Source organism: Micromonospora sp. NPDC048063 (assembly GCF_043202855.1).
Classification (GTDB): Bacteria; Actinomycetota; Actinomycetes; order Mycobacteriales; family Micromonosporaceae; genus Micromonospora.
The window spans coordinates 106,846-130,705 of the sequence record NZ_JBIDBG010000013.1; the positions used below are offsets into that span (position 1 = coordinate 106,846).

At 75.4% G+C, this 23,860-nt stretch carries 18 protein-coding genes; 10 read left to right on the forward strand and 8 right to left on the reverse strand.

Annotated features, from left to right (window positions below; all coding sequences use genetic code 11):
* The first annotated feature begins 30 nt into the window (after window positions 1-30).
* Entirely contained in the window at window positions 31-1,209 is a 1,179-nt protein-coding gene (locus tag ACGFZ2_RS26650; RefSeq protein ID WP_350709467.1) for a MarP family serine protease, read from the forward strand.
* 248 nt (window positions 1,210-1,457) lie between these two features.
* Here the strand turns inward: ACGFZ2_RS26650 and ACGFZ2_RS26655 are convergent, their stop codons facing one another.
* The 3 genes from ACGFZ2_RS26655 to eccCa form a co-directional block, all read right to left on the reverse strand.
* Window positions 1,458-2,192: a phosphatase PAP2 family protein gene (locus ACGFZ2_RS26655; RefSeq protein ID WP_393458000.1), complete on the reverse strand. Its 735-nt coding sequence runs from the start codon at window positions 2,190-2,192 to the stop codon at window positions 1,458-1,460.
* Window positions 2,193-2,343: 151 nt separating this feature from the next.
* The gene (gene mycP, locus ACGFZ2_RS26660) at window positions 2,344-3,726 is read right to left on the reverse strand and encodes a type VII secretion-associated serine protease mycosin (protein ID WP_393458003.1); all 1,383 of its coding nucleotides are present in this window, start codon (window positions 3,724-3,726) and stop codon (window positions 2,344-2,346) included.
* An 88-nt stretch (window positions 3,727-3,814) separates the two neighbouring features.
* The gene (gene eccCa, locus ACGFZ2_RS26665) at window positions 3,815-7,759 is read right to left on the reverse strand and encodes a type VII secretion protein EccCa (RefSeq protein WP_393458006.1); all 3,945 of its coding nucleotides are present in this window, start codon (window positions 7,757-7,759) and stop codon (window positions 3,815-3,817) included.
* Window positions 7,760-7,860: 101 nt separating this feature from the next.
* On the opposite strand from eccCa, the gene eccD reads away from it, so the two are divergent.
* On the forward strand, window positions 7,861-9,261 hold the full coding sequence (gene eccD, locus ACGFZ2_RS26670; protein ID WP_393458009.1) for a type VII secretion integral membrane protein EccD: 1,401 nt from the start codon (window positions 7,861-7,863) through the stop codon (window positions 9,259-9,261).
* A gap of 34 nt (window positions 9,262-9,295) precedes the next feature.
* Here eccD and ACGFZ2_RS26675 read toward each other — a convergent pair whose 3' ends face one another.
* The gene (locus ACGFZ2_RS26675) at window positions 9,296-9,802 is read right to left on the reverse strand and encodes an inorganic diphosphatase (RefSeq protein ID WP_393268398.1); all 507 of its coding nucleotides are present in this window, start codon (window positions 9,800-9,802) and stop codon (window positions 9,296-9,298) included.
* A 481-nt stretch (window positions 9,803-10,283) separates the two neighbouring features.
* On the opposite strand from ACGFZ2_RS26675, the gene dacB reads away from it, so the two are divergent.
* The 3 genes from dacB (at window position 10,284) to tilS (ending at window position 13,867) form a co-directional block, all read left to right on the forward strand.
* Window positions 10,284-11,711: a D-alanyl-D-alanine carboxypeptidase/D-alanyl-D-alanine-endopeptidase gene (dacB, locus tag ACGFZ2_RS26680; RefSeq protein WP_393458096.1), complete on the forward strand. Its 1,428-nt coding sequence runs from the start codon at window positions 10,284-10,286 to the stop codon at window positions 11,709-11,711.
* Between the two features lie 83 nt (window positions 11,712-11,794).
* Complete coding sequence (locus ACGFZ2_RS26685; RefSeq protein WP_393458012.1) at window positions 11,795-12,865, forward strand: zinc-dependent metalloprotease; 1,071 nt, start codon at window positions 11,795-11,797, stop codon at window positions 12,863-12,865.
* A 9-nt stretch (window positions 12,866-12,874) separates the two neighbouring features.
* A complete protein-coding gene (gene tilS, locus ACGFZ2_RS26690) occupies window positions 12,875-13,867 on the forward strand; it encodes a tRNA lysidine(34) synthetase TilS (protein ID WP_393458015.1) in 993 nt (330 codons plus the stop codon).
* A gap of 43 nt (window positions 13,868-13,910) precedes the next feature.
* Here the strand turns inward: tilS and ACGFZ2_RS26695 are convergent, their stop codons facing one another.
* Entirely contained in the window at window positions 13,911-14,870 is a 960-nt protein-coding gene (locus ACGFZ2_RS26695) for a GlxA family transcriptional regulator (protein ID WP_393458018.1), read from the reverse strand.
* Between the two features lie 42 nt (window positions 14,871-14,912).
* On the opposite strand from ACGFZ2_RS26695, the gene ACGFZ2_RS26700 reads away from it, so the two are divergent.
* The 4 genes from ACGFZ2_RS26700 (at window position 14,913) to folE (ending at window position 19,003) form a co-directional block, all read left to right on the forward strand.
* Window positions 14,913-15,158 carry a hypothetical protein gene (locus ACGFZ2_RS26700; protein WP_393458102.1) on the forward strand — a complete coding sequence of 82 codons (246 nt, stop codon included), beginning with the start codon at window positions 14,913-14,915 and terminating at the stop codon, window positions 15,156-15,158.
* Window positions 15,159-15,258: 100 nt separating this feature from the next.
* Window positions 15,259-15,834, forward strand: a complete 576-nt coding sequence (gene hpt / locus ACGFZ2_RS26705) for a hypoxanthine phosphoribosyltransferase (RefSeq protein ID WP_357456518.1) — start codon at window positions 15,259-15,261, stop codon at window positions 15,832-15,834.
* Window positions 15,835-16,268: 434 nt separating this feature from the next.
* A complete protein-coding gene (ftsH, locus tag ACGFZ2_RS26710; protein ID WP_393458021.1) occupies window positions 16,269-18,299 on the forward strand; it encodes an ATP-dependent zinc metalloprotease FtsH in 2,031 nt (676 codons plus the stop codon).
* Window positions 18,300-18,337: 38 nt separating this feature from the next.
* Window positions 18,338-19,003 carry a GTP cyclohydrolase I FolE gene (gene folE / locus ACGFZ2_RS26715; protein WP_393268581.1) on the forward strand — a complete coding sequence of 222 codons (666 nt, stop codon included), beginning with the start codon at window positions 18,338-18,340 and terminating at the stop codon, window positions 19,001-19,003.
* A gap of 178 nt (window positions 19,004-19,181) precedes the next feature.
* Here folE and ACGFZ2_RS26720 read toward each other — a convergent pair whose 3' ends face one another.
* Together ACGFZ2_RS26720 and ACGFZ2_RS26725 are read right to left on the reverse strand one after the other, a co-directional pair.
* Window positions 19,182-19,946 carry a hypothetical protein gene (locus ACGFZ2_RS26720; protein ID WP_393458023.1) on the reverse strand — a complete coding sequence of 255 codons (765 nt, stop codon included), beginning with the start codon at window positions 19,944-19,946 and terminating at the stop codon, window positions 19,182-19,184.
* The gene (locus tag ACGFZ2_RS26725; protein WP_393458026.1) at window positions 19,943-22,501 is read right to left on the reverse strand and encodes an FtsK/SpoIIIE domain-containing protein; all 2,559 of its coding nucleotides are present in this window, start codon (window positions 22,499-22,501) and stop codon (window positions 19,943-19,945) included. The genes ACGFZ2_RS26720 and ACGFZ2_RS26725 overlap by 4 nt, the downstream gene beginning before the upstream one ends.
* A gap of 195 nt (window positions 22,502-22,696) precedes the next feature.
* Between ACGFZ2_RS26725 and ACGFZ2_RS26730 the strand changes: the two genes are divergently transcribed.
* Window positions 22,697-23,251, forward strand: a complete 555-nt coding sequence (locus ACGFZ2_RS26730) for a hypothetical protein (RefSeq protein ID WP_393458099.1) — start codon at window positions 22,697-22,699, stop codon at window positions 23,249-23,251.
* A gap of 4 nt (window positions 23,252-23,255) precedes the next feature.
* Here the strand turns inward: ACGFZ2_RS26730 and ACGFZ2_RS26735 are convergent, their stop codons facing one another.
* Window positions 23,256-23,858: a hypothetical protein gene (locus ACGFZ2_RS26735; protein WP_393458029.1), complete on the reverse strand. Its 603-nt coding sequence runs from the start codon at window positions 23,856-23,858 to the stop codon at window positions 23,256-23,258.
* Window positions 23,859-23,860 lie beyond the last annotated feature (2 nt).

The following is a 23,860-nucleotide window of genomic DNA, read 5'->3' on the forward strand; positions in this document are numbered from 1 at the left end:
CCGCGGGCCGGGTGCCCGTACGCTTGACGCGTGTCCGCCGTGGATCTCGTACTGCTGCTGCTCATGCTCGTGTTCGCGATCAGCGGATACCGCCAGGGCTTCGTCATCGGGGTGCTGTCGTTCAGCGGCTTCTTCCTGGGCGCGCTGGTGGGTCTCCAGGTCGGGCCGCTGCTGGCGCAGCAGTTCGTCGACAGCGGCACCCGCGTGCTGATCTCCCTGGTGGCGGTCTTCGGGCTGGCGGTGGTCGGCCAGGCGCTCGCCGGCTGGGTTGGTTCCCACCTGCGCAAGGTGATCACCAGCGACGTGGGCAGGCGGGCCGACGACGTCGGCGGGGCGTTCGTCTCGCTCTTCGCCGTGCTGCTGGTCGCCTGGCTCGTCGCGGTGCCGCTGGGCTCGTCGTCGCTGCCCTGGCTGGCCTCCTCGGTCCGCAACAGCGCGCTGCTCACCGTCGTGGACCGGGTCCTGCCGGACCAGGCGCAGCAGCTCTCCACGGCGCTGCGGGACACCGTCGACACCAACGGCTTCCCCGACGTCTTCGGCGACCTGGCGCCCACCCGCGCCCGGCAGGTGTCCCCGCCCGACCCGGCGCTCGCCGGCTCGCAGGTGGTGGTCAACAGCCAGCGGTCGGTCGTCAAGGTGCTCGGCTCCGCCCCGAGCTGCTCGCGCCGCATCGAGGGCTCCGGCTTCGTCTACGCGGACGACCGGGTCATGACCAACGCGCACGTCGTCGCCGGCACCCGCTCCACCGTCGTCGAGCTGAACGGCGACCGGTACGACAGCAAGGTGGTCGTCTACGACCCCGACCGGGACCTGGCCGTGCTGCACGTGCCCGGGCTGCCCGGCCCCTCGATGCGCTTCGCCGCCGGCAACGCGGGTAGCGGCGCGGACGCCATCGTCCTGGGCTTCCCGCTCGACGGGCCGTACAACGCCCAGTCGGCGCGGGTCCGGGACGTCGACCGGATCACCGGGCCGGACATCTACTCCGCCGGCAACGTGACCCGGGAGATCTACACGATCCGGGCCCTCGTGCAGAGCGGCAACTCCGGCGGCCCGCTGGTCTCGTCGAACGGGCTGGTCCTCGGGGTGATCTTCGCGGCGGCGGCCGACGACCCGAACACCGGGTTCGCGGTGACCGCGGCCGAGGCCCGCCCGGTCGCCCTGGCCGGCGCCGAGCGCACCCGCGCCGTCGGCACCGGCGAGTGCACCTGACCCTGCCCGCCGGGTCGCGGGGGCGACGGGAGGCAGTCGCGTGCTCTCCCGGTCGGCGTCGGCGCGGAGACCCGTCAGCGCGGTGCCACACCGCCCATACCGCCCGCCGGCCCGGGTTCCGACGACGGTCCCGGGCGCCCGGCGCGCGCCGGCCCAGGTCCTGACGGCCGTTCCCGGCGGTCGGCGCCCGATGGGCCGGGCTCTGCCGGCCGCCCCGGGCCGTCCGTGCCCGGCGGGCGCTGCCCGCGTCAGGACGGGCGGCTGGGCGGGGTGGCCCGCCAGACGGTGAGGGCGGCGGCGGTCGCGGCGACCACGGCCACGCCGAGGAGCCAGCCGGCCAGCACGTCGCTGGTCCAGTGCACGCCGAGAGCGACCCGGCTGAAGCCGGTCACCAGGGCGAGCAGCAGCGCGGCCGCGACCACCACCCGGCGGGCGACCGGCCCGGCGTGCGGGAGGAACACCACCAGCAGCACCCCGGCGGCCAGGGCGGCGTTGAGCGCGTGCCCCGACGGGAATGCCAGGCCGGGCGCCTGGGCCACCGGGTCGGGCAGGTCGGGCCGCGACCGGCCGAAGAGCAGCTTGAGCAGCGGGCTGAGCAGGCCGCCCACCGTCATCGTGACGGCGACCCAGACCGCCAGTTGCCGGGCCCCCCGCCGCACCAGCCAGAGGACCAGGACCAGTGCGCCGACACGCAGCGGCATCGGGGCGAACACGTCGGTCCAGAGGGACATCAGGCGTACCCAGGCCGGGTGGTCGGCGGCGTAGCCGGCCAGCGCGTCGGTCGCCGCCGTGTCCAGCCGGCGCAGCGGGGGCCAGTCTCCCCGGACCAGGAGCGCCAGCAGCGTGAACGGCACCACCACCAGGAACGCGGCCCCGACGGCGAGGGTGAGCCGCAGGCCGCGGGAGTGGTCCGGGTGCAGGCGGCGGCTGCGCCACGAGGGTCGCGGCGGCGCGGCGAGGGTACGCGGGCCCGGCGTGCTCATGACATCCGTTCTACCCGGTACCCGGGCCGGCCAGACGCGGACCGGGCAGTCGGATCGCCCTCGCCGTGCGGGTGCTGGTCGGGTCGGCCCGGCCGCCGCCCCAACCCGCCGGCTCGGGCTGCCAACTCGCCCGCCGGCTCGGATCGCCGGCTCAGCTCGCGGGCGGGCGGCGCTCCACCCGGGCCGGGCGAGGCGGGGCGGCCGGTGGAGTCCACTGGCGGAACCGGCGCGCCATCAACGCCGCCCCGGTGAGCAGGGCGACGAAGAGGGCGGCCCCGGTCCAGAGCCGCTCCGGCGTGGCCTCCTCGTGCGTGCCCGCCGGCTGCGCCGCCCAGCGGGTCTGCCCACGCGGCACGGTGAGGCCGAGCCGGTCGCTGCCGGCCCCGGAGACGTCGGCCTGCGCCGAGCCGGGCGCGGGACCGAACCCGACCACGCCCGGCGAGGACTGGTCGTCGAGCGGGTTGCGGCCCACCGGGGTCACCTCGGCGTCCAGCGCGGCGACCGGGTCGACCAGGCCGTACCCGAAGCGGTCGTCCCGACCGGTCGGGCCGATGTCGCGGGCGGTGGTCAGCAGCCGGTTCACCACGTCGCCGGCGGAGAGCTGCGGGTAGCGGGCCCGCACCAGCGCGGCGGTGGCGGCGACCAGCGGCGCCGCGAAGCTCGTGCCCTGCACGCGCCAGTAGCCGCCGGGGCGGGCCCCGACCAGGCTGGTGGCCGGGGCGGCGAGCGCCGTGGCCCGCCCCGTGATCGACCCGGACCAGAGGTTGTCGCTGTCGCGATCCAGCCCGGCGACCGCGATCACGCCGGGCTCCCGGGCCGGGTACCAGACCTCTGAGCTGGACGAGGTGGCCACGTTGCCGGTGCAGGCGATCACCACCACGTCCCGGGCGAAGGCGTAGTCGATCGCGGCGGCCAGGGCGGCGCTGTCGCCGCTGCCGCCGAGGGACAGGTTGATCACCTGGGCGCCGTTGTCCACGGCCCAGCGCACACCCTTGGCGACGATCATCGCGTCGTCGTAGCGGTTCTCGGCGTCGAGGACGCGGACCGGAAGGATCCGGGCGTCGGGCGCGAGGCCCACCGCGCCGCGCTTGTCGTCGTTCCGCCCGGCGATCAGCCCGGCCACGGTCGTGCCGTGGCCGACCGGGTCGGGCTCGTCGGCGGAGCCCCCGGGGTCGACCAGGTCGAGGCCGGGCAGCACCTGGCCGGCCAGGTCGGGGTGGGAGGCGTCCACCCCGGAGTCGATCACCGCGACGGTGACCCCGCGCCCGGTCGAGCTGCGCCAGGCCGCCTTCGCCTGCAACGCGTCGAGCTGCCACTGCTCGTCGCGGATCTGGTCGGGGCGGCTCTGGCTGTCGGTGGGCGCGAGCGGCACCGGGACGGCGGCGACCGGCTGGGCGGCGGCGACCGGTCGGGGGGCGGCGTCGGCCGGGGTGACCGGACCGGCAACCGAGGCGACGGCAGCCGCCACCCCGAGCAACGCGCGTCCGGCGATCCGCCGGCCCGCCGGCGGACAGCTGTGCCGCACCGTGGTCACATCCTCAAGCCGTTCATCCCAGACGCAAACATGACGATCGGAGATTACCGGTTCCCCGCGGCCTTGCGGGGCGATCCGGGGACACCCGTCACGGCGACGGCAGATACGCCAGTTGGACCAGCCGTACGCCCTCGCGCCGGGTGACGAGCCGGCCGCGCCCCGGGGGCAGCGGCCCGGGCCGGACCGGACCGACCAGCGCCCCCTCGTCCGGGCTGCCCGCCATCACCAGCCCGGCCGTGGACAGCTCGCGGAGACGCTGCACGATCGGCTCGTACTGGGCCCGGCCGGCGCCGCCGGAGCGTCGGACGAGCACCAGGTGCAGCCCGACGTCCCGGGCGTGCGGCAGGTGCTCCTCCAGCGCGCGCAGCGGGTTGGCCGGCCCGCCGGCCACGAGGTCGTAGTCGTCCACGAGCACGAACAGCTCCGGCCCGGACCACCACGACCGCTCCCGCAGTTGCGCGGGAGTGACCTCCGGCCCGGGAGCCCGGCCGTGCATGTAGCCGGCGGCCGAATCGATCAGCTCGGTGGTGTGCGCCGCGGCGGAGCCGTACCCGATCAGGTGCGGGGCCTCGGTGAGGTCCGACAGGCTGCGCCGGTAGTCGACCAGGATCACCCGGGCCTGCTCGGGGGTGAACCGGGTGATGATCGAGGTGGCCAGCGCGCGCAGGAACGACGACTTGCCGCACTCGGCGTCGCCGAAGACCACGAAGTGCGGCTCGGTGGCGAAGTCCAGCACCACCGGGCGCAGGTCCGCCTCGGCGATCCCGACCGGGATGCGCAGGCCGGTGGTCGAGGTCAGGTCCAGCTCGGCGTACGGGAGCACCGGCGGCAGCAGCCGCACCGGGGGCGCGGCCGGCCCCGTCCAGCTCCCGGCGACCCGCTTGACGAGATCGGTGGTGTCCCCGCCGGAGGCGGCCAGCAGTGGCAGCGCGGTGAGGAAGTGCAGGCTCTCCGCGGTGACGCCCCGGCCGGGGGTCTTCTCCGGCACGTTCGCCGCCGCCCGGCGGGCCACCAGCGAGTCGGACGGGTCGCCGAGGCGCAGCTCCAGCCGGGAACCGAAGAGGTCCCGGATCGCCGGCCGGAAGTCCAGCCAGCGCACCGCCGTCGCCACCACGTGCACCCCGTACGACAGGCCCCGGGTGGCCAGGTCGGTGACGAGCGGCTCCAGGTCGTCGTACTCGCCGCGCAGGGTGGTCCAGCCGTCCACCACCAGGAACACGTCGCCGAACGGGTCGGCGCCGGCCGCCGCGGCCCGCCGCTGCCGCCAGGCGGCCATCGACTCCACGCCCAGCTCGGCGAAGCGGCGTTCCCGGTCGACCAGCAGGGTGGCGATCTCGCCGACCGTACGCCGGACGGCCGTCGGGTCGGCGCGGCCGGTGACGCCCCCGACGTGCGGCAGGTCGCGCAGCGCGGCCAGCCCGCCGCCGCCGAAGTCGAGGCAGTAGACCTGCACCTCGGCCGGGGTGTGGGTGAGCGCCAGCGCGCAGATCAGCGTGCGCAGCGCCGTCGACTTGCCGCTCTGCGGCCCGCCGACGACCGCGACGTGCCCGGCGGCGCCCTCCAGCGACAACCAGAGCAGGTCGCGGCGCTGCTCGAAGGGCTTGTCGACCACCGCCACCGGCACCTGCAACGCGCCGTGCAGCTCCGGGTTGCCGAAGGCGAGCCCGCGCGCCGGGTCGGCGGCGACCGGCCCGAGCAGCTCGTCCAGCGCCGGCGCCCGCCCGAGCGGGGGCAGCCAGACCTGGTGCGCGGGCGGGCCCTGGCCGGCCAACCGGTCGACCATCAGCTCCAGCAGGCTCCCGGTCTCGCCCTCGTCGGCCGAGGCGGGCAGGGCGGGCGGCCCGACCGGCTCCGGCTTCGGCACGAGGTGTGTGGAGAAGGCGAGCAGGCGCGGGGCTCCCGCGCCGCCCGCGCCCGGTGCCGCGCCGCGCCGGCGGAGCGCCCCGGAGACGTACGCGGCCTTGAACCGCACCAGCGGCTCGGTGCCGAAGCGCAGGTAGCCGTGCCCGGGGGAGCGGGGCAGCTCGTGCGCGTCCGGCACGCCGAGCACCGTCCGGGACTCCAGCGCGGAGAAGGTCCGCAACCCGATCCGGTACGACAGGTGGGTGTCCAGCCCGCGCAGCCGCCCCTCCTCCAGCCGCTGCGAGGCCAGCAGCAGGTGCACGCCGAGTGACCGGCCCAGCCGGCCGATCTGCACGAAGAGGTCGATGAAGTCGGGCTTGGCCGAGAGCAGCTCGGAGAACTCGTCGCAGATCAGCAGCAGCGACGGCAGCGGGGCGAGCGGGGTGCCGGCGGCGCGGGCGCGTTCGTAGTCGCGCAGGCTGGCGAAGTTGCCGGCCCGGCGCAGCAGCTCCTGGCGCCGCACCAGCTCGCCGTTGATCGCGTCGACCATCCGGTCGACCAGCGGGAGCGCGTCGGCCAGGTTGGTGATCACCGCGGCGGTGTGCGGGAGCCGGTCGAAGGAGGCGAACGTGGCGCCGCCCTTGAAGTCGATCAGCACGAAGTTGAGCTGCTCCGAGCTGTGCGTGGCGGCCAGCCCGAGCACCAGCGTGCGCAGCAGCTCCGACTTGCCGGAGCCGGTCGCCCCGATCAGCAGGCCGTGCGGCCCCATCCCGTCCTGCGCCGACTCCTTGAGGTCCAGCTCGATGGCGCCGCCGTCGGCGCCCACCCCGATCGGCACCCGCAGCCGCTCCCGGGCGGAGCGGGGCGCCCAGCCCTGCTCGGCGGTGAAGCCCTCCGGGTCGCCCAGACCGAGCAGCTCGGGCAGGCCCGGCTCGGCGCCCGGCGGGGCGTCCGGGCCGCGTACGGCGGTGGCCAGCCGCAGCGGGGCCAGCCGCCGGGCGATCGCCTCGGCGTCGACCGGGTCGAGCCGGTCGGCCGTGCCCACCTCGGCGTGCCCCTCGGCCGAGTGGGAGTGCAGCCGGCCGTGGCGCAGCTCCAGCAGCAGCGCGAACCGGTCGAGCAGGCGCGGCGGCGGGGTGTCCAGGTCGATCACCGTAACCGCGTCGATGCCGCCGTCCCCGGTCAGGTCGGTGGCGCCGGTCAGGTCGCCCCCGTCGAGCACCACCACCACGTGCGGGCCGTCGGTGGCGGGCCCGGCCGGGCTGAACCGGGACCGGCTGGCCAGCACCTCGTCGAGCAGCCGTTCCAACTCGGCTGCGGCGCTGGTGACCAGCCGCACCGGGCCGAGGGCGTCGGTGCGGGTGGGGTGGTGGGCGTGCGGCAGCCACTTGACCCACTCCCAGGCGGCCCGCCGCTCCGGCCCGGCGCAGACCGCGACGAGCAGCTCGTCCGGGGCGTGGAAGACCGCGAGCTGGGCGAGCATCGCCCGGGCCAACGCCTGGCCGGCCGACCCGTCGCCCGGACCGCCGGTGGCGTCCCGGACGAAGACCCGGGCGAAGCTGCGCAGCGAGAGTGCCACCGGCAGGTCGGGCACCACGGAGTACGCGTCCAGGAACCGGCGCAGCGCGCCCGCCGTCATCGGCTCCAGTTCCTCGAGCGGGCGGGTGACCGGCGGGACCAGCGGGGTCGCGAGGGTCTGCGGGCCGACGGCGACCCGGACCACCGCGAAGTCCGGGTCGGCGGGGCGCCGTTCCCAGACCCGGTGGCTGTCGACGGTCGACCAGAGCCGGCCGGGATCCGGGTGCCGGTAGTAGAGCCCGGCACGCTGCTGCCCGGCGGTGTGCCGGACCCGACGCCGCAGCGCCGTCAGGTGCCGCAGGTACTCCCGCCGGGCGGCCATCATCTCGGACTTCTTCGGCATGCCGGAGGCGCTGCCCCACGAGGTCACCAGCATGGCCAGCGAGGAGAGCCCGAACATGCCCCCGACCACGTACGAGTACGCCCCGCCGCCGCGACCGAACATCATCGCCATCGCCACCGTGCCGCCGAGCATCGGCAGCACCATCAGCAGCTGCTGCCAGCGCCCGCCGGTGACGGCGGGGATCTCCGGCGGCGCGTCCACCGGCAGCTCGCCGACCGGGATCTCCGGTGCCGGACGTCGGGGTGGCCGCTTGATGACGACAGTGGACACTCGACCTCCTGACAGCGCTCGGTGACCCGAGCCCGACACATGGTAGGTAAAGTCCTGTCGTCCGCGCAGCCACCAATCCCGTTCGATATGGAGACCGGTCGATGACAATCGGGTTGGCCCGGGTCACCATCAGCGCCCCCCAGCGGCGGGTCGACGTCGCCCTGCCCGAGCAGGTGCCCCTGGCCGAGCTGCTGCCCGAGGTGCTGCGGCACGCCGGCGAGGGCCTCGCCGACGACGGCGAGCGGCACGGCGGCTGGGTGCTGCGGCGCACCGACGGCGTGGTGCTCGCCACCGCGCAGGCGCTGCTGCCGCAGGGCGTTCGCGACGGGGAGGTGCTGCACCTCGTGCCGGCCCGCGCGCAGTGGCCCGAGCTGGAGTACGACGACGTGGTCGAGGCGATCGCCGACGGGGCCCGGCGGCGCGGCGGCGCGTGGTCGCCCGCCGCCACCCGGGCCGCCGCCCTGGCCGGGGCGGCCGTGCCGCTGGCTGTCGGGCTGCTCGCCCTGGCGGCCGGCGGGCCCGGGCACCGGGCCGGCTGGCCGGCCGCCGCCGTGGTGGCGCTGCTGCTCACCCTCGCCGGGGTGGTGGCGTCCCGCGCCCACGGGGACGCCTCGACCGGCGCGACCCTCGGCGGCTACGCCCTGCCGTACGCGGCCCTTGCGGGCACCCTGGCGGTCAGCTCCGGCGACCCGGTCGGGCCGGTCGCCGGCCTGCGCTGGCTCGGGGCACCCGAGCTGCTGGCCGGCTCGGTGGCGCTGCTGCTGGTGTCGGTGCTCGGGCTGGTCGGCATCGCCACCCGGCTCCGGGTCTTCGTGGCCGGCGCCACCGCGGGGTCCGCCGGCGCGCTGGCGGCGCTCGGCGGCCTGCTGCTCAGCCCGGCCGGGACGGCGGCGGTCCTGCTCTGCGTGCTGGTCTTCGCCGTGGGCGCGGTCCCGCTGCTGGCCATCCGGCTCGGCAAGGTGCCGCTGCCCCCGATCACCCTGCCGACCGGCGAGCCGGGCGACGCCGACCGGGCCCGGGACCTGCCCGACCGGGACCGCGTCTACGCGGCGGTCGCCCGCACCGAGGAGATGCTCACCGGGATGCTGCTCGGGCACGCCGTGCTGGCGGTGTCCGCCGCGCTGGTCCTCGGCCTCTCCGGCGGGCTGGCCGGCCGGCTGCTGGTGGCGGTCGCCGCGACCGTGCTGCTGCTCCGCTCCCGGCTGTTCGTGGCGCTGCGCCACCGGGTGCCGACCGTGGTCGCCGGCCTCGCCGGGTACGCCGTGCTGGGCGCCGTCCTCGCCGAGCGCTCCGGTCCGGCCGGTCGGCTCGCGCTGGTCGTCGCCGGGCTGGCGCTGGCCCTGCTGGCGGTGGCCGCCGGCACCACGTACGCCCGCCGTCCGGTCTCCCCGTACGTCGGTCGGGTCGCCGACCTGACCGACACCGCCCTGGTGGTCTCCGTGGTGCCGGTCGCCTGCGCGGTGCTCGACCTGTACGAACGGGCCCGGGGGCTGCTCGGCTGAGCGGCCCCCGGGCCCGTCGACGTCCGGTTCCGGGTCAGTGCGTGGACTCGCCGCGCTCCTCGGCCTCCCTGGCGCGCCGGTACGACGCCGCGATCTCCGCCTCGGCCTCCTGCCGGCCGACCCAGGTGGCGCCCTCGACCGACTTGCCCGGCTCGAGGTCCTTGTAGACCTCGAAGAAGTGCTGGATCTCCAGCCGGTCGAACTCGCCGAGGTGGTGGATGTCGCGCAGGTGCTCCTGGCGCGGGTCCTCGTAGGGAACGCAGAGGACCTTGTCGTCGCCGCCCTTCTCGTCCGTCATCCGGAACATGCCGATGGTGCGGCACCGGATCAGGCAGCCCGGGAAGGTGGGCTCGGGCACCAGCACGAGCGCGTCCAGCGGGTCGCCGTCCTCGCCCAGGGTGCCCTCGATGAAGCCGTAGTCCGCCGGGTACTGCGTGGAGGTGAAGAGCGTGCGGTCCAGCCGGATCCGGCCGGTCGCGTGGTCGACCTCGTACTTGTTGCGGTGACCCTTCGGGATCTCAACCGTCACGTCGAAATCCATCTGCACGCTCCCTCGTTTGCCCACGCTGGCTAACGGAAACCAGCGGCACGCCGCTCCCGTCGGGTCAATGCCCACCCGCCGGCTCCGGCCGCCGCATAGTGTTCGGACCGAAGTAGTGTCACCCAAGCAGATTTCGCGGGGGGAGGAGGGGGTCGTGGGGAGGGAAGATTCACACTACCGCCCGGAGGCCGGTGCTGGACGGGGGACCGGGCGATCTGCTTCCGGCGGGGCCACCGGGCGGTTCCCGGTGCCCGACGCCCACCTTCCCCGCACGCCCGGGTCCCCCGGCGACGCCGGCCCGGCCGCGTTCGGCCCGCCGCCCCGGGCTCCCGGTGACGCCGGCCCGGCTGCGTACGGCCCGCCGCCCGGGCCGACCGACCTCTGGGCCGCCGCCGCGACCCGCCCCGTCGGCGGACCGCCCGGCCCGGGCGCCCCGCCCCCGGCCGAGCCCCCGGCGTCCGGCCCGGCGCGCCGCCGGGTCCTGCCCGTCGCGCTGGCCGCGGTGCTCGTGCTCGTGCTCGCCGCCGTCGGGATCGCCGTGGTCCGGCCGGGCCCCGTCGCCGAGTGGCTGGGCGACGAGCCGGCCGACCGGAGGGGGGCGCAGGCGGCGGAGCCGGCGCCCGTGGCGGTGCTGTCCGGCGCGGACGCGAACGCCCCGCTGCCCACCCCCGAGAAGGTACGCGCCGCGCTCGCCCCGCTGGTGGACGTGCCCGCGCTCGGCGACCGGGTCAACGTCTCGGTGGCCGACGTGGTCACCGGCCAGCCGCTCTTCGGCCAGGGCGAGGACGACGGCACCGTGCCCGCCTCGGTGACCAAGCTGGTGACCGGCGTGACGGTGCTCGCCGCGCGCGGCCCCGCGTACCGCATCCCGACCAGGGCGGTGGCCGGCCCGAACCCCGGCGAGGTGGTGCTCGTCGGCGGCGGCGACCCGACGCTGGCGGTCGACAAGAAGGGCTTCTACGCCGGGGCGGCGCGCCTGGACGACCTCGCCGCCCAGGTGCGCACGGCGCTCGGCGGCACGGAGCCGACGAAGGTGACGGTCGACTCGTCGCTCTACTCCGGCCCCGTCCACGAGCCGGGGTGGGACGAGGACATCCCCACCGGCGGTTACGGCGGCGCGATCACCGCGCTGATGACCGACGGCGCCCGCAGCGACGTGCCGCGCGCCAAGAAGGACGACGCGGCCGGAAACCACTGGGCCGAGCGGGTGGCGCAGCCCGACCTCGCGGCCGGCCGGGCCTTCGCCCGGCTGCTCGGCGTGCCGGCCGACACGGTGAAGCGCGGCACCGCTCCCGCCGCGGACGGCGGCGCCGCCACCGGCACGCCCGGGCCCGGCGCCGAGTTGGGCAAGGTGGAGTCGCTGCCGATGGTCCGGCTGGTCGACATCATGATCAGCGACAGCGACAACATCATCGCCGAGGCGCTGGCCCGTCAGGTCGCGCTGGCTCGCAACGAGCCCGCCTCCTTCGAGGGCGCCGGTGCGGCGATGGACGCGGTGGCGGGGGAGCTGGGCCTGCCGGCCGACGAGCTGTCCCTCGCCGACGGCAGCGGGCTGTCGCGCAGCAACCGGATCAGCCCCTCGCTGCTCACCGACCTGATCACGCTCGCCGGCGACGGCAGCCGCCCCGAACTGGCCGCGATCTTCGGCGGCCTGCCCGTGGCCGACTGGTCGGGCACCCTCGCCGACCGGTACGGCACGGCGGCGACGAAGGCCGGCGCCGGGGTGGTCCGGGCCAAGACCGGCACCCTGACCAAGGTGCACGCGATCGCCGGCGTGGTCAGCACCGCCGACGGGCGGCTGCTCACCTTCGCGGTGCTCACCGACGCGGTGCCGCCGGACGGCCTGGAGGCCGCCCGGGTGGCGCTGGACCGGATCGGCGCCGCCCTGGCCGGCTGCGGCTGCCGCTGACCGGACAGGGCAGGGCGCGACCGGCGTCGATCACGCCGACGCGAGCCCGGGCCGGGGTGTCCCGGCGCGGGTACGGTGGGTGCATGGCGCAGTTCGTGGACTGGGATCTGGCCGCCGCGACCGCGGGGGCACTGGGCAAGTCGGGCCCCCGGGTGTCGTACGCCGAGGCCACCGACGTCGTCGGCGACCTGCGGCGGCTGACCGACGAGGCGGCGGGGCACGTCGCCGACTACACGGGGCTGCGCTCGCAGGTGTCGCACCCGCCGGTGCGGGTGGTGGACCGCCGGGACTGGGCGGCCGCCAACATCGCCGGGCTGCGCGAGGTGATCACGCCGCTGGTCGGCCGGCTCACGAAGGACAAGCAGCCCGGCCCGCTGACCGAGGCGATCGGCTCCCGGCTGACCGGCGTGCAGGCCGGCACCGTGCTGGCGTACCTCTCCGGCCGGGTCCTCGGTCAGTACGAGGTGTTCTTCGCCGACCCGGGGCAGTTGCTGCTGGTCGCCCCGAACATCGTCGAGGTGGAGCGGAAGCTGGAGGCCGATCCCCGCGACTTCCGGCTCTGGGTCTGCCTGCACGAGGTGACCCACCGGACCCAGTTCACCGCCGTGCCCTGGATGCGGGCGTACTTCCTCAGCGAGGTGCAGGCCTTCGTGGACGCGTCGTCGAGCGGCGGCGAGCACCTGCTGGAGCGGCTGCGCCGGGGCGTGGCCACCCTCTCCGAGGCGGTGCGGGACCCGGAGAGCCGCACCAGCGTGCTGGACATCGTGCAGACCCCGGCGCAGCGGGCCGTGCTGGACCGGCTCACCGCGCTGATGACCCTGCTGGAGGGGCACGCCGAGTTCGTCATGGACGGCGTCGGCCCGGAGGTGATCCCGAGCGTCGAGCGGATCCGGGCGGGCTTCAACCGGCGCCGGGAGGCCGGCAACCCGCTGGAGAAGGCCATCCGCCGGCTGCTCGGCGTGGAGGTCAAGATGCGCCAGTACGCCGAGGGCCGCAAGTTCGTGCACGGGGTGGTCGACCGGGTCGGCATGGACGGCTTCAACAAGATCTTCGGTTCGCCGCTCACCCTGCCCCGGCTGGAGGAGCTGGGTGACCCGGACGCCTGGGTGGCCCGGGTGCACGGGCCGGTCGGCCCGGTCCAGGCCACGGGCTGACCGTACGCCGTGGCCGCGCTCGCCCCGCCGGTGGCCGCGATCCGGGTGGCGGTCCGCCGCGCACTGGCCGACCTGCCGCCCGGGGGCCCGGTGCTGGTCGCCTGCTCGGGTGGGGCGGACTCGCTCGCGCTGGCCGCCGCGACCGCGTTCGTGGCGCCCCGGCTGGGTCGCGCCGCCGGCCTGGTGACGGTCGACCACGGCCTCCAGGAGGGCTCGGCGCAGCGGGCCGCGGCGGTGGCGGCGTGGGCCCGCGAGATCGGCCTGGCGCCGGTCGAGTCGGTGCGGGTCGACGTCGCCGGGCGACCGGGCGGGCCCGAGGCGGCCGCCCGCGAGGCCCGCTACCGGGCGCTCGCCGAGTCGGCCGGCCGGTACGGGGCGGCGGCGGTGCTCACCGGGCACACCCGCGACGACCAGGCGGAGACGGTGCTGCTCGCGCTCGCCCGCGGGGCCGGCCCGCGCGGCCTGGCCGGGATGCCAGCCCGGCGGGACCTCGACGGGGTGCCCCTGCTGCGCCCGCTGCTGGAGGTCGGCCGGGAACAGACCCGCAAGGCGTGTGCGGTGCTCGGGCTGAGCCCGTGGGAGGACCCGCACAACGCCGACCCCTCGTACGCCCGCGCCCGGGTGCGGGCCGACGTGCTGCCCGCCCTGGTCCGCGCGCTCGGGCCGGGGGTGCTGGACAACCTGGCCCGGACGGCCCGGCTGGTGGCGGCGGACAACGCCGTCCTCGACGAGTTGGCCGTCGCCGCGCTGGCCGACGTCCGCCACCCCGACGGGGGGCTCTCGGTGGGTGCCCTGGCCACCCTGTCGCCGGCGGTGCGCGGCCGGGTGCTGCACGCCTGGGCCCGGGAGCTGGGCGCCCCGCCCACCGCCCTGTCGCACCGGCACGTGGCCGCGCTGGAAACGCTGGTCACCGGCTGGCGGGGGCAGGGGGCGGCGTACCTGCCGGGCGGGCTGCGGGTGGTCCGCCGCGACGGCCGGCTCACCCCCGTCGTCCCCCGCTGACGGGTGTGTCACCGCAGCGCGGCTGGACCGGGGGAGGGGCGGCTCAGACCCCGACGCGGTCGCGGAAGGTGGCCCGGTAGGTCTGCGGCGTGGCGCCGACGCGGCGGGTGAAGTGGTGCCGCAGCGCCGCCGCGTCGCCGAAGCCGGCCCGGTCGGCGACCGCCTCCACGCTGAGCCGGGTCTCCTCCAGCAGCCGGCGGGCCAGCAGCACCCGCTGGTTGGTCAGCCAGTCGTGTGGCGTGGTGCCCGTCTCGGCCCGGAACCGCCGGGCGAACGTGCGCGGGGCCATCCCGGCCCGGGCGGCCAACTCGTCCACGGTCACCGGCCGGTCCAGGTGTCCCATCAGCCACTCCAGCACCGGCTCCAGGGTGGGCGCCTCGGGGGTCCTCGGAATGGGGGCCTCGACGTACTGGGACTGCCCGCCGTCGCGGTGCGGGGGGACCACCATCCGGCGGGCCAGCCGGGTGGCCGTCGCCGAGCCGTGCTCCTGGCGGACCAGGTGCAGGCATGCGTCGATGCCGGCCGCCGTGCCGGCGCTGGTGATGAGGCGGTCGTCCTGCACGTAGAGCGAGTTGCACCGGACCTTCGCCGTCGGGTGGCGGCGTTGCAGTTCGTCGACGTACCGCCAGTGGGTGGTGCACTCCCGGCCGTCGAGCAGGCCGGCCTCGCCCAGCACGAACGCTCCGGAGCAGACGCTGAACACGTACGCCCCGCGGTCGGCCGCCCGGCGCAGCGCGTCGAGCACCGGGGCCGGCACCGTGGAGCCGTGCTCGTGGGCCGGCACGGCGACCAGGTCCGCGTCCTCCGCCGGCCCGAGGTCCGCGTGTGGGGTCAGCTGGAAGCCCGACGTGGTGCGGACCGGCCCGCCGTCGGGGCTGCACACGTGGAACCGGTAGTCGGGGAACCCGTCGGCGGTGCGGTCGGTGCCGAAGACCTCGGCGAGGACGCCGAGCTCGAACGGGGCGACCCGGTCCAGGGCGAGGACGGCGACCGAGCGGAGCATGTGACGAGGGTAACCGCACGGGTGGCAGGAAATCGAGGGGGAGTGGCATTCCTGCCGCTGTCCGGCCTGTGGTGCTCGGCGCAGACTGGGTGCAGTCCGGTGCGCACCGGCGGCGAAACCGACAGCAACCGTGCGAAAGCGAGCGCCGCCATGGAGTTCCTGTTCTTCCTCTTCTTCTTCCTTCTCCTCGCCGTGGCCTCGGCTGCCGGCCTCACCGCCGACAGCCGGGACTCGGCCGACTGGAAGCCGACCGACGACGGCCGCCGCTGGCGGTCGCGTATCTGCTGAGGTGATTGGTGGCCTTCGCGTACTTCATCCCGTGCGGGACCGCTCCAAAAGGGGCGGCCCCGCCGACGGAGGCCATCCGGCGTACGGCAGGCTAGGAGCCATGGCTGACGGCTCCTGGTACGACGCCGACATCGACCACGTGATCATCTCCGAGGCGCAGATCCGCGAGAAGACCGCGGAACTCGCCAAGCAGGTCTCGGCGGACTACGCCGACGTCGATGACGGGCTCCTGCTGGTCTGCGTGCTCAAGGGCGCGGTGATGTTCATGGCCGACTTCGCCCGGGCGCTGGGCCGCAACGGGCCGCCCGCCGAGCTGGACTTCATGGCCATCTCCTCGTACGGCCAGGGCACCACCTCCTCCGGCGTGGTCCGCATCCTCAAGGACCTGGACCGGGACATCGCCGGCCGGCACGTGGTCGTCGTCGAGGACATCGTCGACTCCGGCCTGACCCTCTCCTGGCTGCTGCGCTACCTGGAGTCCCGCTCGGCGGCCAGCGTCGAGGTCGTCGCGCTGTTCCGCAAGCCGGACGCGGTCAAGGTGCCGGTGCCGGTGAAGTACGTCGGCTTCGACATCCCCACCGAGTTCGTCGTCGGCTACGGCCTCGACTTCGACGAGCGCTACCGCGAGCTGCCGTACGTCGGCGTACTCAAGCCCGAGGTCTACGCCCGGGCCTGAGCCCCTCTCGCATCGGCGTCCATCGAGCGGACGTTCAGCGGGCTCTCAGCCAGTCGGACTACGGTATAGGTCGGTGGCGTGGAGGCATCCTCCACGCCCGACCCTCGAACCGCAGGACCGGGCGACCGGGCGGTCGGGCGGCCGGGCGCGGGGCTCCCGTCACGTCGGCTGGACCCGGTCCGCCCGACGCGCAGCTGCTGGGCTCGCGAGCTCGCTCCGCGCGCGCACGATGTTCCGTTCGTGCGCGACTGCGGGGCTCGCAAGCTCACTCCTCGCGCACACGGTGTACCGTCGAATGACCGCGGCGCGGCAAACTTCGCGCCTCGGGGTCGAGTCGGCCCGCACGGCGGCTCGGGCCGCCGCAGGCGGCGACACCATCAGACGGACAGGACGTCGATCAGGAGGATGCGGGCGCCTCGGCGCTCGACAACAGCATGGAACGTACGCGTTTCTTCCGCCGACCGGTGGTCTGGATCATCCTGGTCATCCTCGGCGCCGTTGTGCTCAGTCAACTGTTCACCGCTGGTCCCAGCTACCACCGGGTGGACACTTCCGTTGCGCTCGACCAACTCAACACCGGCAAGCCCGCGATCAAGAAGGTCGTCTTCCAGGACAAGGAACAGACGATCCAGCTCGACCTGGCCGAGAAGACCAAGTTCGGTGACACCACCACTGACCGGATCGAGGCGCAGTTCCCCTACGAGGTCGGCGACGAGGTCTGGAACGAGGTCCTCGAGGCCAAGGCCAACAACCGGGTCACCGGGCCGGCCGACGCCAAGGTGTCGTCCGACAGCATCTGGGTGAGCCTGCTGGTCAACCTGCTCCCGATCGCCCTGCTGGTGCTCCTGCTGCTCTTCTTCATGTCGCAGATGCAGGGCGGCGGTTCCCGGGTGCTCAACTTCGGCAAGTCCAAGGCGAAGATGATCACCAAGGACACGCCGAAGACCACGTTCGCGGACGTGGCCGGCGCCGAGGAGGCCGTCGAGGAGCTGCACGAGATCAAGGACTTCCTGCAGAATCCGGCGAAGTACCAGGCCCTGGGCGCCAAGATCCCGAAGGGCGTGCTGCTCTTCGGCCCGCCCGGCACGGGTAAGACGCTGCTGGCCCGCGCCGTCGCCGGCGAGGCCGGGGTGCCGTTCTACTCGATCTCCGGCTCCGACTTCGTCGAGATGTTCGTCGGTGTCGGCGCGAGCCGGGTCCGCGACCTCTTCGAGCAGGCCAAGGCGAACGCCCCGGCGATCGTCTTCGTCGACGAGATCGACGCCGTCGGCCGGCACCGCGGCGCCGGCATGGGCGGCGGCCACGACGAGCGCGAGCAGACCCTCAACCAGCTGCTGGTCGAGATGGACGGCTTCGACACCAAGGGCGGGGTCATCCTGATCGCCGCCACCAACCGGCCGGACATCCTCGACCCGGCGCTGCTGCGCCCGGGCCGCTTCGACCGGCAGATCCCGGTGGACGCCCCTGACATGGAGGGCCGCAAGGCGATCCTGCGGGTGCACGCCAAGGGCAAGCCGTTCACCCCCGACGTCGACCTCGACTCGGTGGCCCGGCGCACCCCGGGCTTCAGCGGCGCCGACCTGGCCAACGTCATCAACGAGGCCGCGCTGCTCACGGCCCGCAAGGACCAGCGGGCGATCAGCAACGACTCCCTGGAGGAGTCGATCGACCGGGTGATCGCCGGTCCGCAGCGCCGGACCCGGGTGATGAGCGACCAGGAGAAGAAGATCACCGCGTACCACGAGGGTGGGCACGCGCTGGTCGCCTGGGCGCTGCCGCACGCCGCGCCGGTGCACAAGGTGACGATCCTGTCCCGCGGCCGGTCGCTGGGCCACACCCTGGTGCTCCCCACCGAGGACAAGTACACCCAGACCCGCGCCGAGATGGTCGACACCCTGGCGTACGCGCTGGGTGGCCGGGCCGCCGAGGAACTGGTCTTCCACGAGCCGACCACCGGCGCCGGCAACGACATCGAGAAGGCCACCCAGCTGGCCCGCGCGATGATCACGCAGTACGGCATGAGCTCCAAGCTCGGCGCGATCAAGTACGGCACCAGCGGCGACGAGCCGTTCCTCGGCCGCAACATGGGCCACGAGCGGGACTATTCCGACGCCGTCGCCGCCGAGATCGACGGCGAGATGCGTGCGCTGATCGAGCTGGCCCACGACGAGGCCTGGGAGATCCTGGTGGAATACCGGGACGTCCTGGACAACATCGTGCTGGAGCTGATGGAGAAGGAGACCCTCTCCACCGCCGACATGGCCCGGATCTGCGCCCGGGTGGCCAAGCGGCCGCCGATGGCGCCGTACAACGGCTTCGGCAAGCGCCAGCCCTCCACCGAGCCGCCGGTGCTCACGCCGGCCGAGAAGGAGGCGCTCAAGGTGCAGGCCCAGGCCGACGGCGCACAGGCGACGGTCGGCGGCACCACCTCGCCCAGCTCGAACAACTCGGACGGTACGCACTGAGCACCGACCCGACGGCCAGTTCCCGGGACGACCGGGGACTGGCCGTCTCCGCGACCGAGCCCGATGGCGACGACGGCCTCGACTACGTGGCCGCACGCCTGATCAGCGGCAAGCTCACCGGCCGACCCGTCGAGGACACCGTGGACCTCGGGCGGATCGAGAAGGCGGTCCGCGAGATCCTCATCGCCGTCGGGGAGGACCCGGACCGCGACGGGCTCCAGCAGACCCCGGCCCGGGTGGCCCGCGCGTACGCCGAGCTCTTCGCCGGCCTGCGGGTCGACCCGGCCCAGGTGCTCAGCACCACCTTCGAGGCCAACCACCAGGAGTTGGTGCTGGTCCGGGACATCGACGTGATGAGCCTGTGCGAGCACCACCTGCTGCCGTTCCGGGGCAGCGCCCACATCGGCTACATCCCGGGGCCGGACGGCCGGATCACCGGCCTGTCCAAGCTGGCCCGGCTGGTCGAGGTCTTCGCCCGGCGGCCGCAGGTCCAGGAGCGGCTCACCTCGCAGATCGCCGACCTGCTGATGGAGCGGCTCGCGCCGCGCGGCGTGGTGGTGGTGCTCGAGTGCGAGCACATGTGCATGGCGATGCGTGGCATCCAGAAGTCGGGTGCCCAGACCATCACCTCGGCCGTGCGGGGCACGCTCCAGCACGACGCCAAGTCGCGGGCCGAGGCGATGGCGCTGATCATCCCCCGCTGACCGCGACCGACCCGACCGGCCGGTCGGCCCGCACTCCGGGTCGGCCGGCCGCTCGCGTGTCCGGACGCCGCGCGACGGCTCCGCTCGGCCGGCCAACAACTTGCCTTTCCGGGCCCGCGCGGCGGCTCTGCTCGGCCGGCCAACAACTTGCCTTTCCGGGCCCGCGCGGCGGCCCCGCTCAGCCGGCCAGCATCGCGAGCAGCAGGCCCGCGCTGACCAGCACCGCCGGGACCAGGCACACCAGCGCGCCGAGCCGGGCCGTCCGGTCCACCCGGTCACCCTCCCCGGCCGGGAAGAGCCGCCCGACGCCGAGCCAGCCCGCCGCGAACGCCACCGCCGGCATCGGCAGCCCGCAGAGCAGCGCCGCCACGCTCGCCGCCCCGGGACCGGTCGCCACGAACAGCGCCACCTGGATCAGCGGCACCAGCAGCGCCAGCGGCGCGTACAGCAGCAGGTTGCGCGGGCGCGCCGGCCAGGCGGCCAGGCGGGGCAGGCCGCGCGCGGCCAGCGTGGCGTCCGCGGCGTCCGCGCGGCCCCGGGCGGCGCGGAGCGCGGACAGCACCGCGGCCGGCCCGCCCGCCATCGACCGGGCCGCCTCGGTCAGCTCAGGCGGCGTCGGGAGCAGCGAGATCGGTGGTACGCCCCGCTCGCGCAGCCGGGTCTCCTGCGCCGCGAGTCGGGTGCGGACGGCGGTCAGCTCCTCGCGGGCAGCCTGCACCGACCGGGCCTGCTCACCGGCAGCGGTGGCCGCGTCCCGGCGTACCCCGTCGAGCTGCCGGGCGGCGGCGAGGTAGTCGGTCCACGCGGCGGACACCGGGTCGCCGCCCGCGACGGCCCCCGACGGCGCCGCCGCCTCGGGCCCACCCGGCGGCGGCCCGGCGGCGGACCGCTGGCGTCCCGGCCCGGCGTGCGCCGGCCTGCTCCGCGCCCCGCTGCGGGTCATGTCGGCTCTCCCTGCTCCGCGAAGGGAACCAGCACCGTGCCCTGCTCGCCCGGCCCGTCCCAGAGCACCGCCCGGCCGGGGCGGGGCCGCCACTCCACCGGCCGGCCGAAGACCGACGCGAGCTGGGCGCCGGGCAGGTCCACCACCGCCACCGCCGCGAGCTTGTCGACCTCGCCGTCGGGCTCAAGCAGCGCCGCGAAGGACGGCGCCGTGCGCCAGTGGCCGAGCAGGTGCCGCCCGGCGGGCGGGCCCTCCCGCAACAGCGCGCGCAGCCGCTCCGGGGGCAACTGCTCCGGCGACAACACATCCAGGCCGAAGACCACCAGGTATGCCGGCTCGGCGGCGTCCACGGCGGCGAGCAGGCCGGCGGCGTCCACCGTCTCGACCGGGTGCCGCCCGGCCAGCTCGGCCGCCAGCGCATCGGCCAGCGGGCGGCAGTCGTCGCCCGGCGCGGCGAGCACGAAGCGGGCCGTCCCCGGCGCGTGGTGGGCGGCGGTGCTGCGCGCCGCCGTGGCCAGCAGCCGGGCCGCCTCCGGGCCGGGGCCGAGGACAGCCAGGTTGCGCCCCGGGGCTGGCCCCAGCGGCACCGCGACCGTGCTCCGGGGCACGTCCACGGCCCGGCCCAGCAGGGCGGCGGGGCCGGACGCCCGCCCGGCCAGCGCGGCCCGGTGCCGCGGATCGTTACGCAGCAGCGGGCGGGCGTAACCGGCGAAGACCACCGGCGGGGCGGACCCCTCCGGTCGCGCCGACCAGAGCCGCTGCCGCAGCTCCCCGACCGTGTCGGGATGGTCCTGCGGGTCCGGGAAGCGGACCATCCGCTCGTGCCCCCGGATGGCGCCCCGGGGCCCGCCGAGCCCGCCCGCGGTGTTCACCACCGCGCTGCCCACCGGCAGCCCTGCCGCCGAGTCGTTGGTCGGCTCCAGCACCGCGCCCCCGCCGGGCAGCGCCACCCGCACCGGGAACTGCCCCAACACCGAGTCGCGGTCCGTACGCGAGCCCAACCCCAGGTCGCCCTCGCCGGCCAGCACCAGGTGCACCCCGTACGCGCGCCCCGTGCGGGCCAGCGCGTCCAGCCGGGCGGCGGCGTCCACGGCCAGCCGATCCCGCTCGGCGAAGAGCAGCGGAAGATTGTCCAGCACGCAGACGATCCGGGGCATCGCGCGGTGCTGCCGCAGCTCGGCGAAGCGCTGTCCGCCCGCCCGGCCGCCGGCCTCCTCGCGGCGGCGCACCTCCGCCGTCAGCTCGTCGAGCAGGCTCAGCACGTACTCCCGGTCGGCCGCCATCGCCGCGGCCCGGACCTGCGGGATCCACGACCGGTCCCGCTCGGTCTGGAGGAACTCCACGAAGGACTCGGCGTCGGCGAGGTCCACCAGGTAGAGGGCCAGCTCCTCGGGACCGTACCGGGCGGCCAGACCGAGCAGCGCCGTGGTGAGGAAGGTGGACCGGCCCGCGCCGGAGCGGCCGCTGACCAGCCAGTGCGGGGTCAGCTCGGTGAACCCGAGCGACACCGCCCGCCCGCCCGCGTCGCCGACGGTCGTCGCGAGCCCGTCGGCCGCGGTCGCCGTCCACAACTCCCCGTCGGGCGGCGGCAGCAGGTCCGTCAGGGCCAGCCGGGAACCCGCCTCCACCTGCGCGGCCAACCGGCGACACACCGCGTCGACGAGGTCGCCGGGCGGATCCGCCTCGACGAAGACCGGCGAGTTCAACCCGCCCGGAGGCTCCGCGCCGGGGCCCGCGAACGACCCGCCGGGCGGATCACCCAGCAGCGCGTACGCGTTGCGGATCGCCAGCGTGGTCGCCTGCGGCAGCGGGGCACGATCGGCGTACGGGCCCGCCGGGGGCCAGCCGGCCACCACGAGGTGCAGCCCGGCGGACCGGCCCTGCTCGGCCAGCGCTTCCACCCGGGCCAGGTCGGTGGGGCCCGTCAGGTAGGGCAGTGCCGCGATCACCAGCAGCAGTGTCCGGTCGTGCCGGCGACGCCCGCTCGCCCCCGGGGCCACCCACTGTTCGGCCTCGGTGAGCACGGCCCGCAGGCCCGCGACGTCCACCGCCGGGGGCGGCAGCAGGCCCGCGTCGGCGAGCGCCGCGAACGGCTCCAGCGTCGCACCCGTCGCGTCCACCGCGCGGACCAGCAGCGCCCCGGCCGGGGTCGCCGCCAGCAGCCGCAGCAGTACGGCCCGGAGCAGCCCCGCCACCCGGGGATCCCGGGCGTCGGCGTCCACGGCGAGATGCCCCGTGCCGAGCAGCGGCACCAGTGCTGGGAAGCGCGCGTCGTCCAGCGGCGCCGCCGTGCCGACCCGGACGAAGGCGGGCGGCCCCTCGCCAGCGGGTGCGGTCGGGACGACCGCCTCCAGGGGAGCGCCCGCCCAGCCGGGGGCCAGCACCGCCGCCGCGGACCGGAGGCGGTCGGCCAGCTCGTACTGGCGGTGCTGGTCGGCGGGAACGGGACGGGTGTCGTCGAGGATGCCGGCGGCGGCGGTCGCGGTGGCCGCGGCCTGCCGGTGCAGTGCGGCGGCGCGGTTCGTCCGTGCCTTCGGACCGGTCACCGCGTCCACCCCCTCTGTCCGAGGTTGGCAACCCCTCCCCGCGCAGAGACGGTAACCCAGCCGGAGCGGCTCGTCCGGGATGCGCGGCGGCGCTGCGCCGGTGTTGTCGTGGATCTCACCAATGGGGAGTGGTCCGTCACGATCCGCTGCATCTGGGGCATTGGGTCTCCGGCGCCCAGCCGCTAGCCTCAGAGGGTGGAATCAGTGCAGCCCCCCGCCGGTTCCCAGGTCTCCCGCGTACCGGCGCAACGGCCCCCCTCCGACTACCTGGCGCCGCCGTCGCCGGCCCCGGCGCCGCAGCGGCCGAGGCGACGGGCGCGCACTGTGCTCACGGTCGTCGCGAGCATCCTCGCGGCGCTCTGCCTCGGCGGCGTGGCCGCCGGATACGTCCTCTACAACCGCGCGGCCGCCCCCGACCGTGGATCTCCAGACGTCGCGGTGGTCGCCTACCTGCAGGCTGCGCTCGTTTCGCGGGACCAGAATCGCGCGCTGCTCTTCACCTGCGATGGTCATCTCAGGGCAATTGAGGACCTACGCGCTCAAGTCGAACGACGCGAACAGGAGTTGGGCTCCAGCTTCTCCATTAACATTGAGAACGTCGTTGTCTCGATGAACGGCTCGTCGGCAGCCACCGTCACGGCGGTCATCCGCCGTACCGCCTCGGTGGATGGGGTACAGCAGAGCCTCACCGATCGTTGGCGCTTCGAAGTCCAGGATAGGGAGGGCTGGCGAGTCTGTTCCGGAGCGCTGACGAGCTGAGTCATTACTCGATCCACAGCAGGTGGACCGGGACCTCCAGTGTGGTCGGTGACTGGCCCCGCCAGGCCCAGCGGTACCACTCCACTTCAGGCGTGACCCGCACGCAGATGTCCCCGTCGGCGCCCGAGTAGGTTTCGGTGACCGCCCGCAGGTCCCGGTGCTCGACAGACTCCACGACGTGTACGACCCGGCGGCCGGTGACGGCGTCCGCCTCGAAGACCGGGGTCGGCCCACGGTGAGCCGGGGCGTCCAGGGAGACGAGACGGACGCCCGCCTCGCGGTCCACCGACGTGTCCGGCCGCCGGCTCCCCACCGTCTCCACCCAGACCCGCTCCACCGGAACCAGCGGCGCGAACACCTCCACCTGGTCGGACTCCGCCCGGTACCACTCGTGCTCGGGGATCACGGGGACGTAGGTACGGCTGCCCTGCACCACCCGCTCGTCGGCCCGCAGGTCACCGCGCCAGCCGAGCCCGGGCAGGCCGACCAGGACCCGCCGCCCGCGCAGCTCGACCCGCCCGGTGGCCGGCACGATCTCGATCGGCCGGGGCGGTCGGGGGGCCCAGTCGGGCTGTCCGGCGAACGGGTCGGGGAGCGGCTCGTTCATGA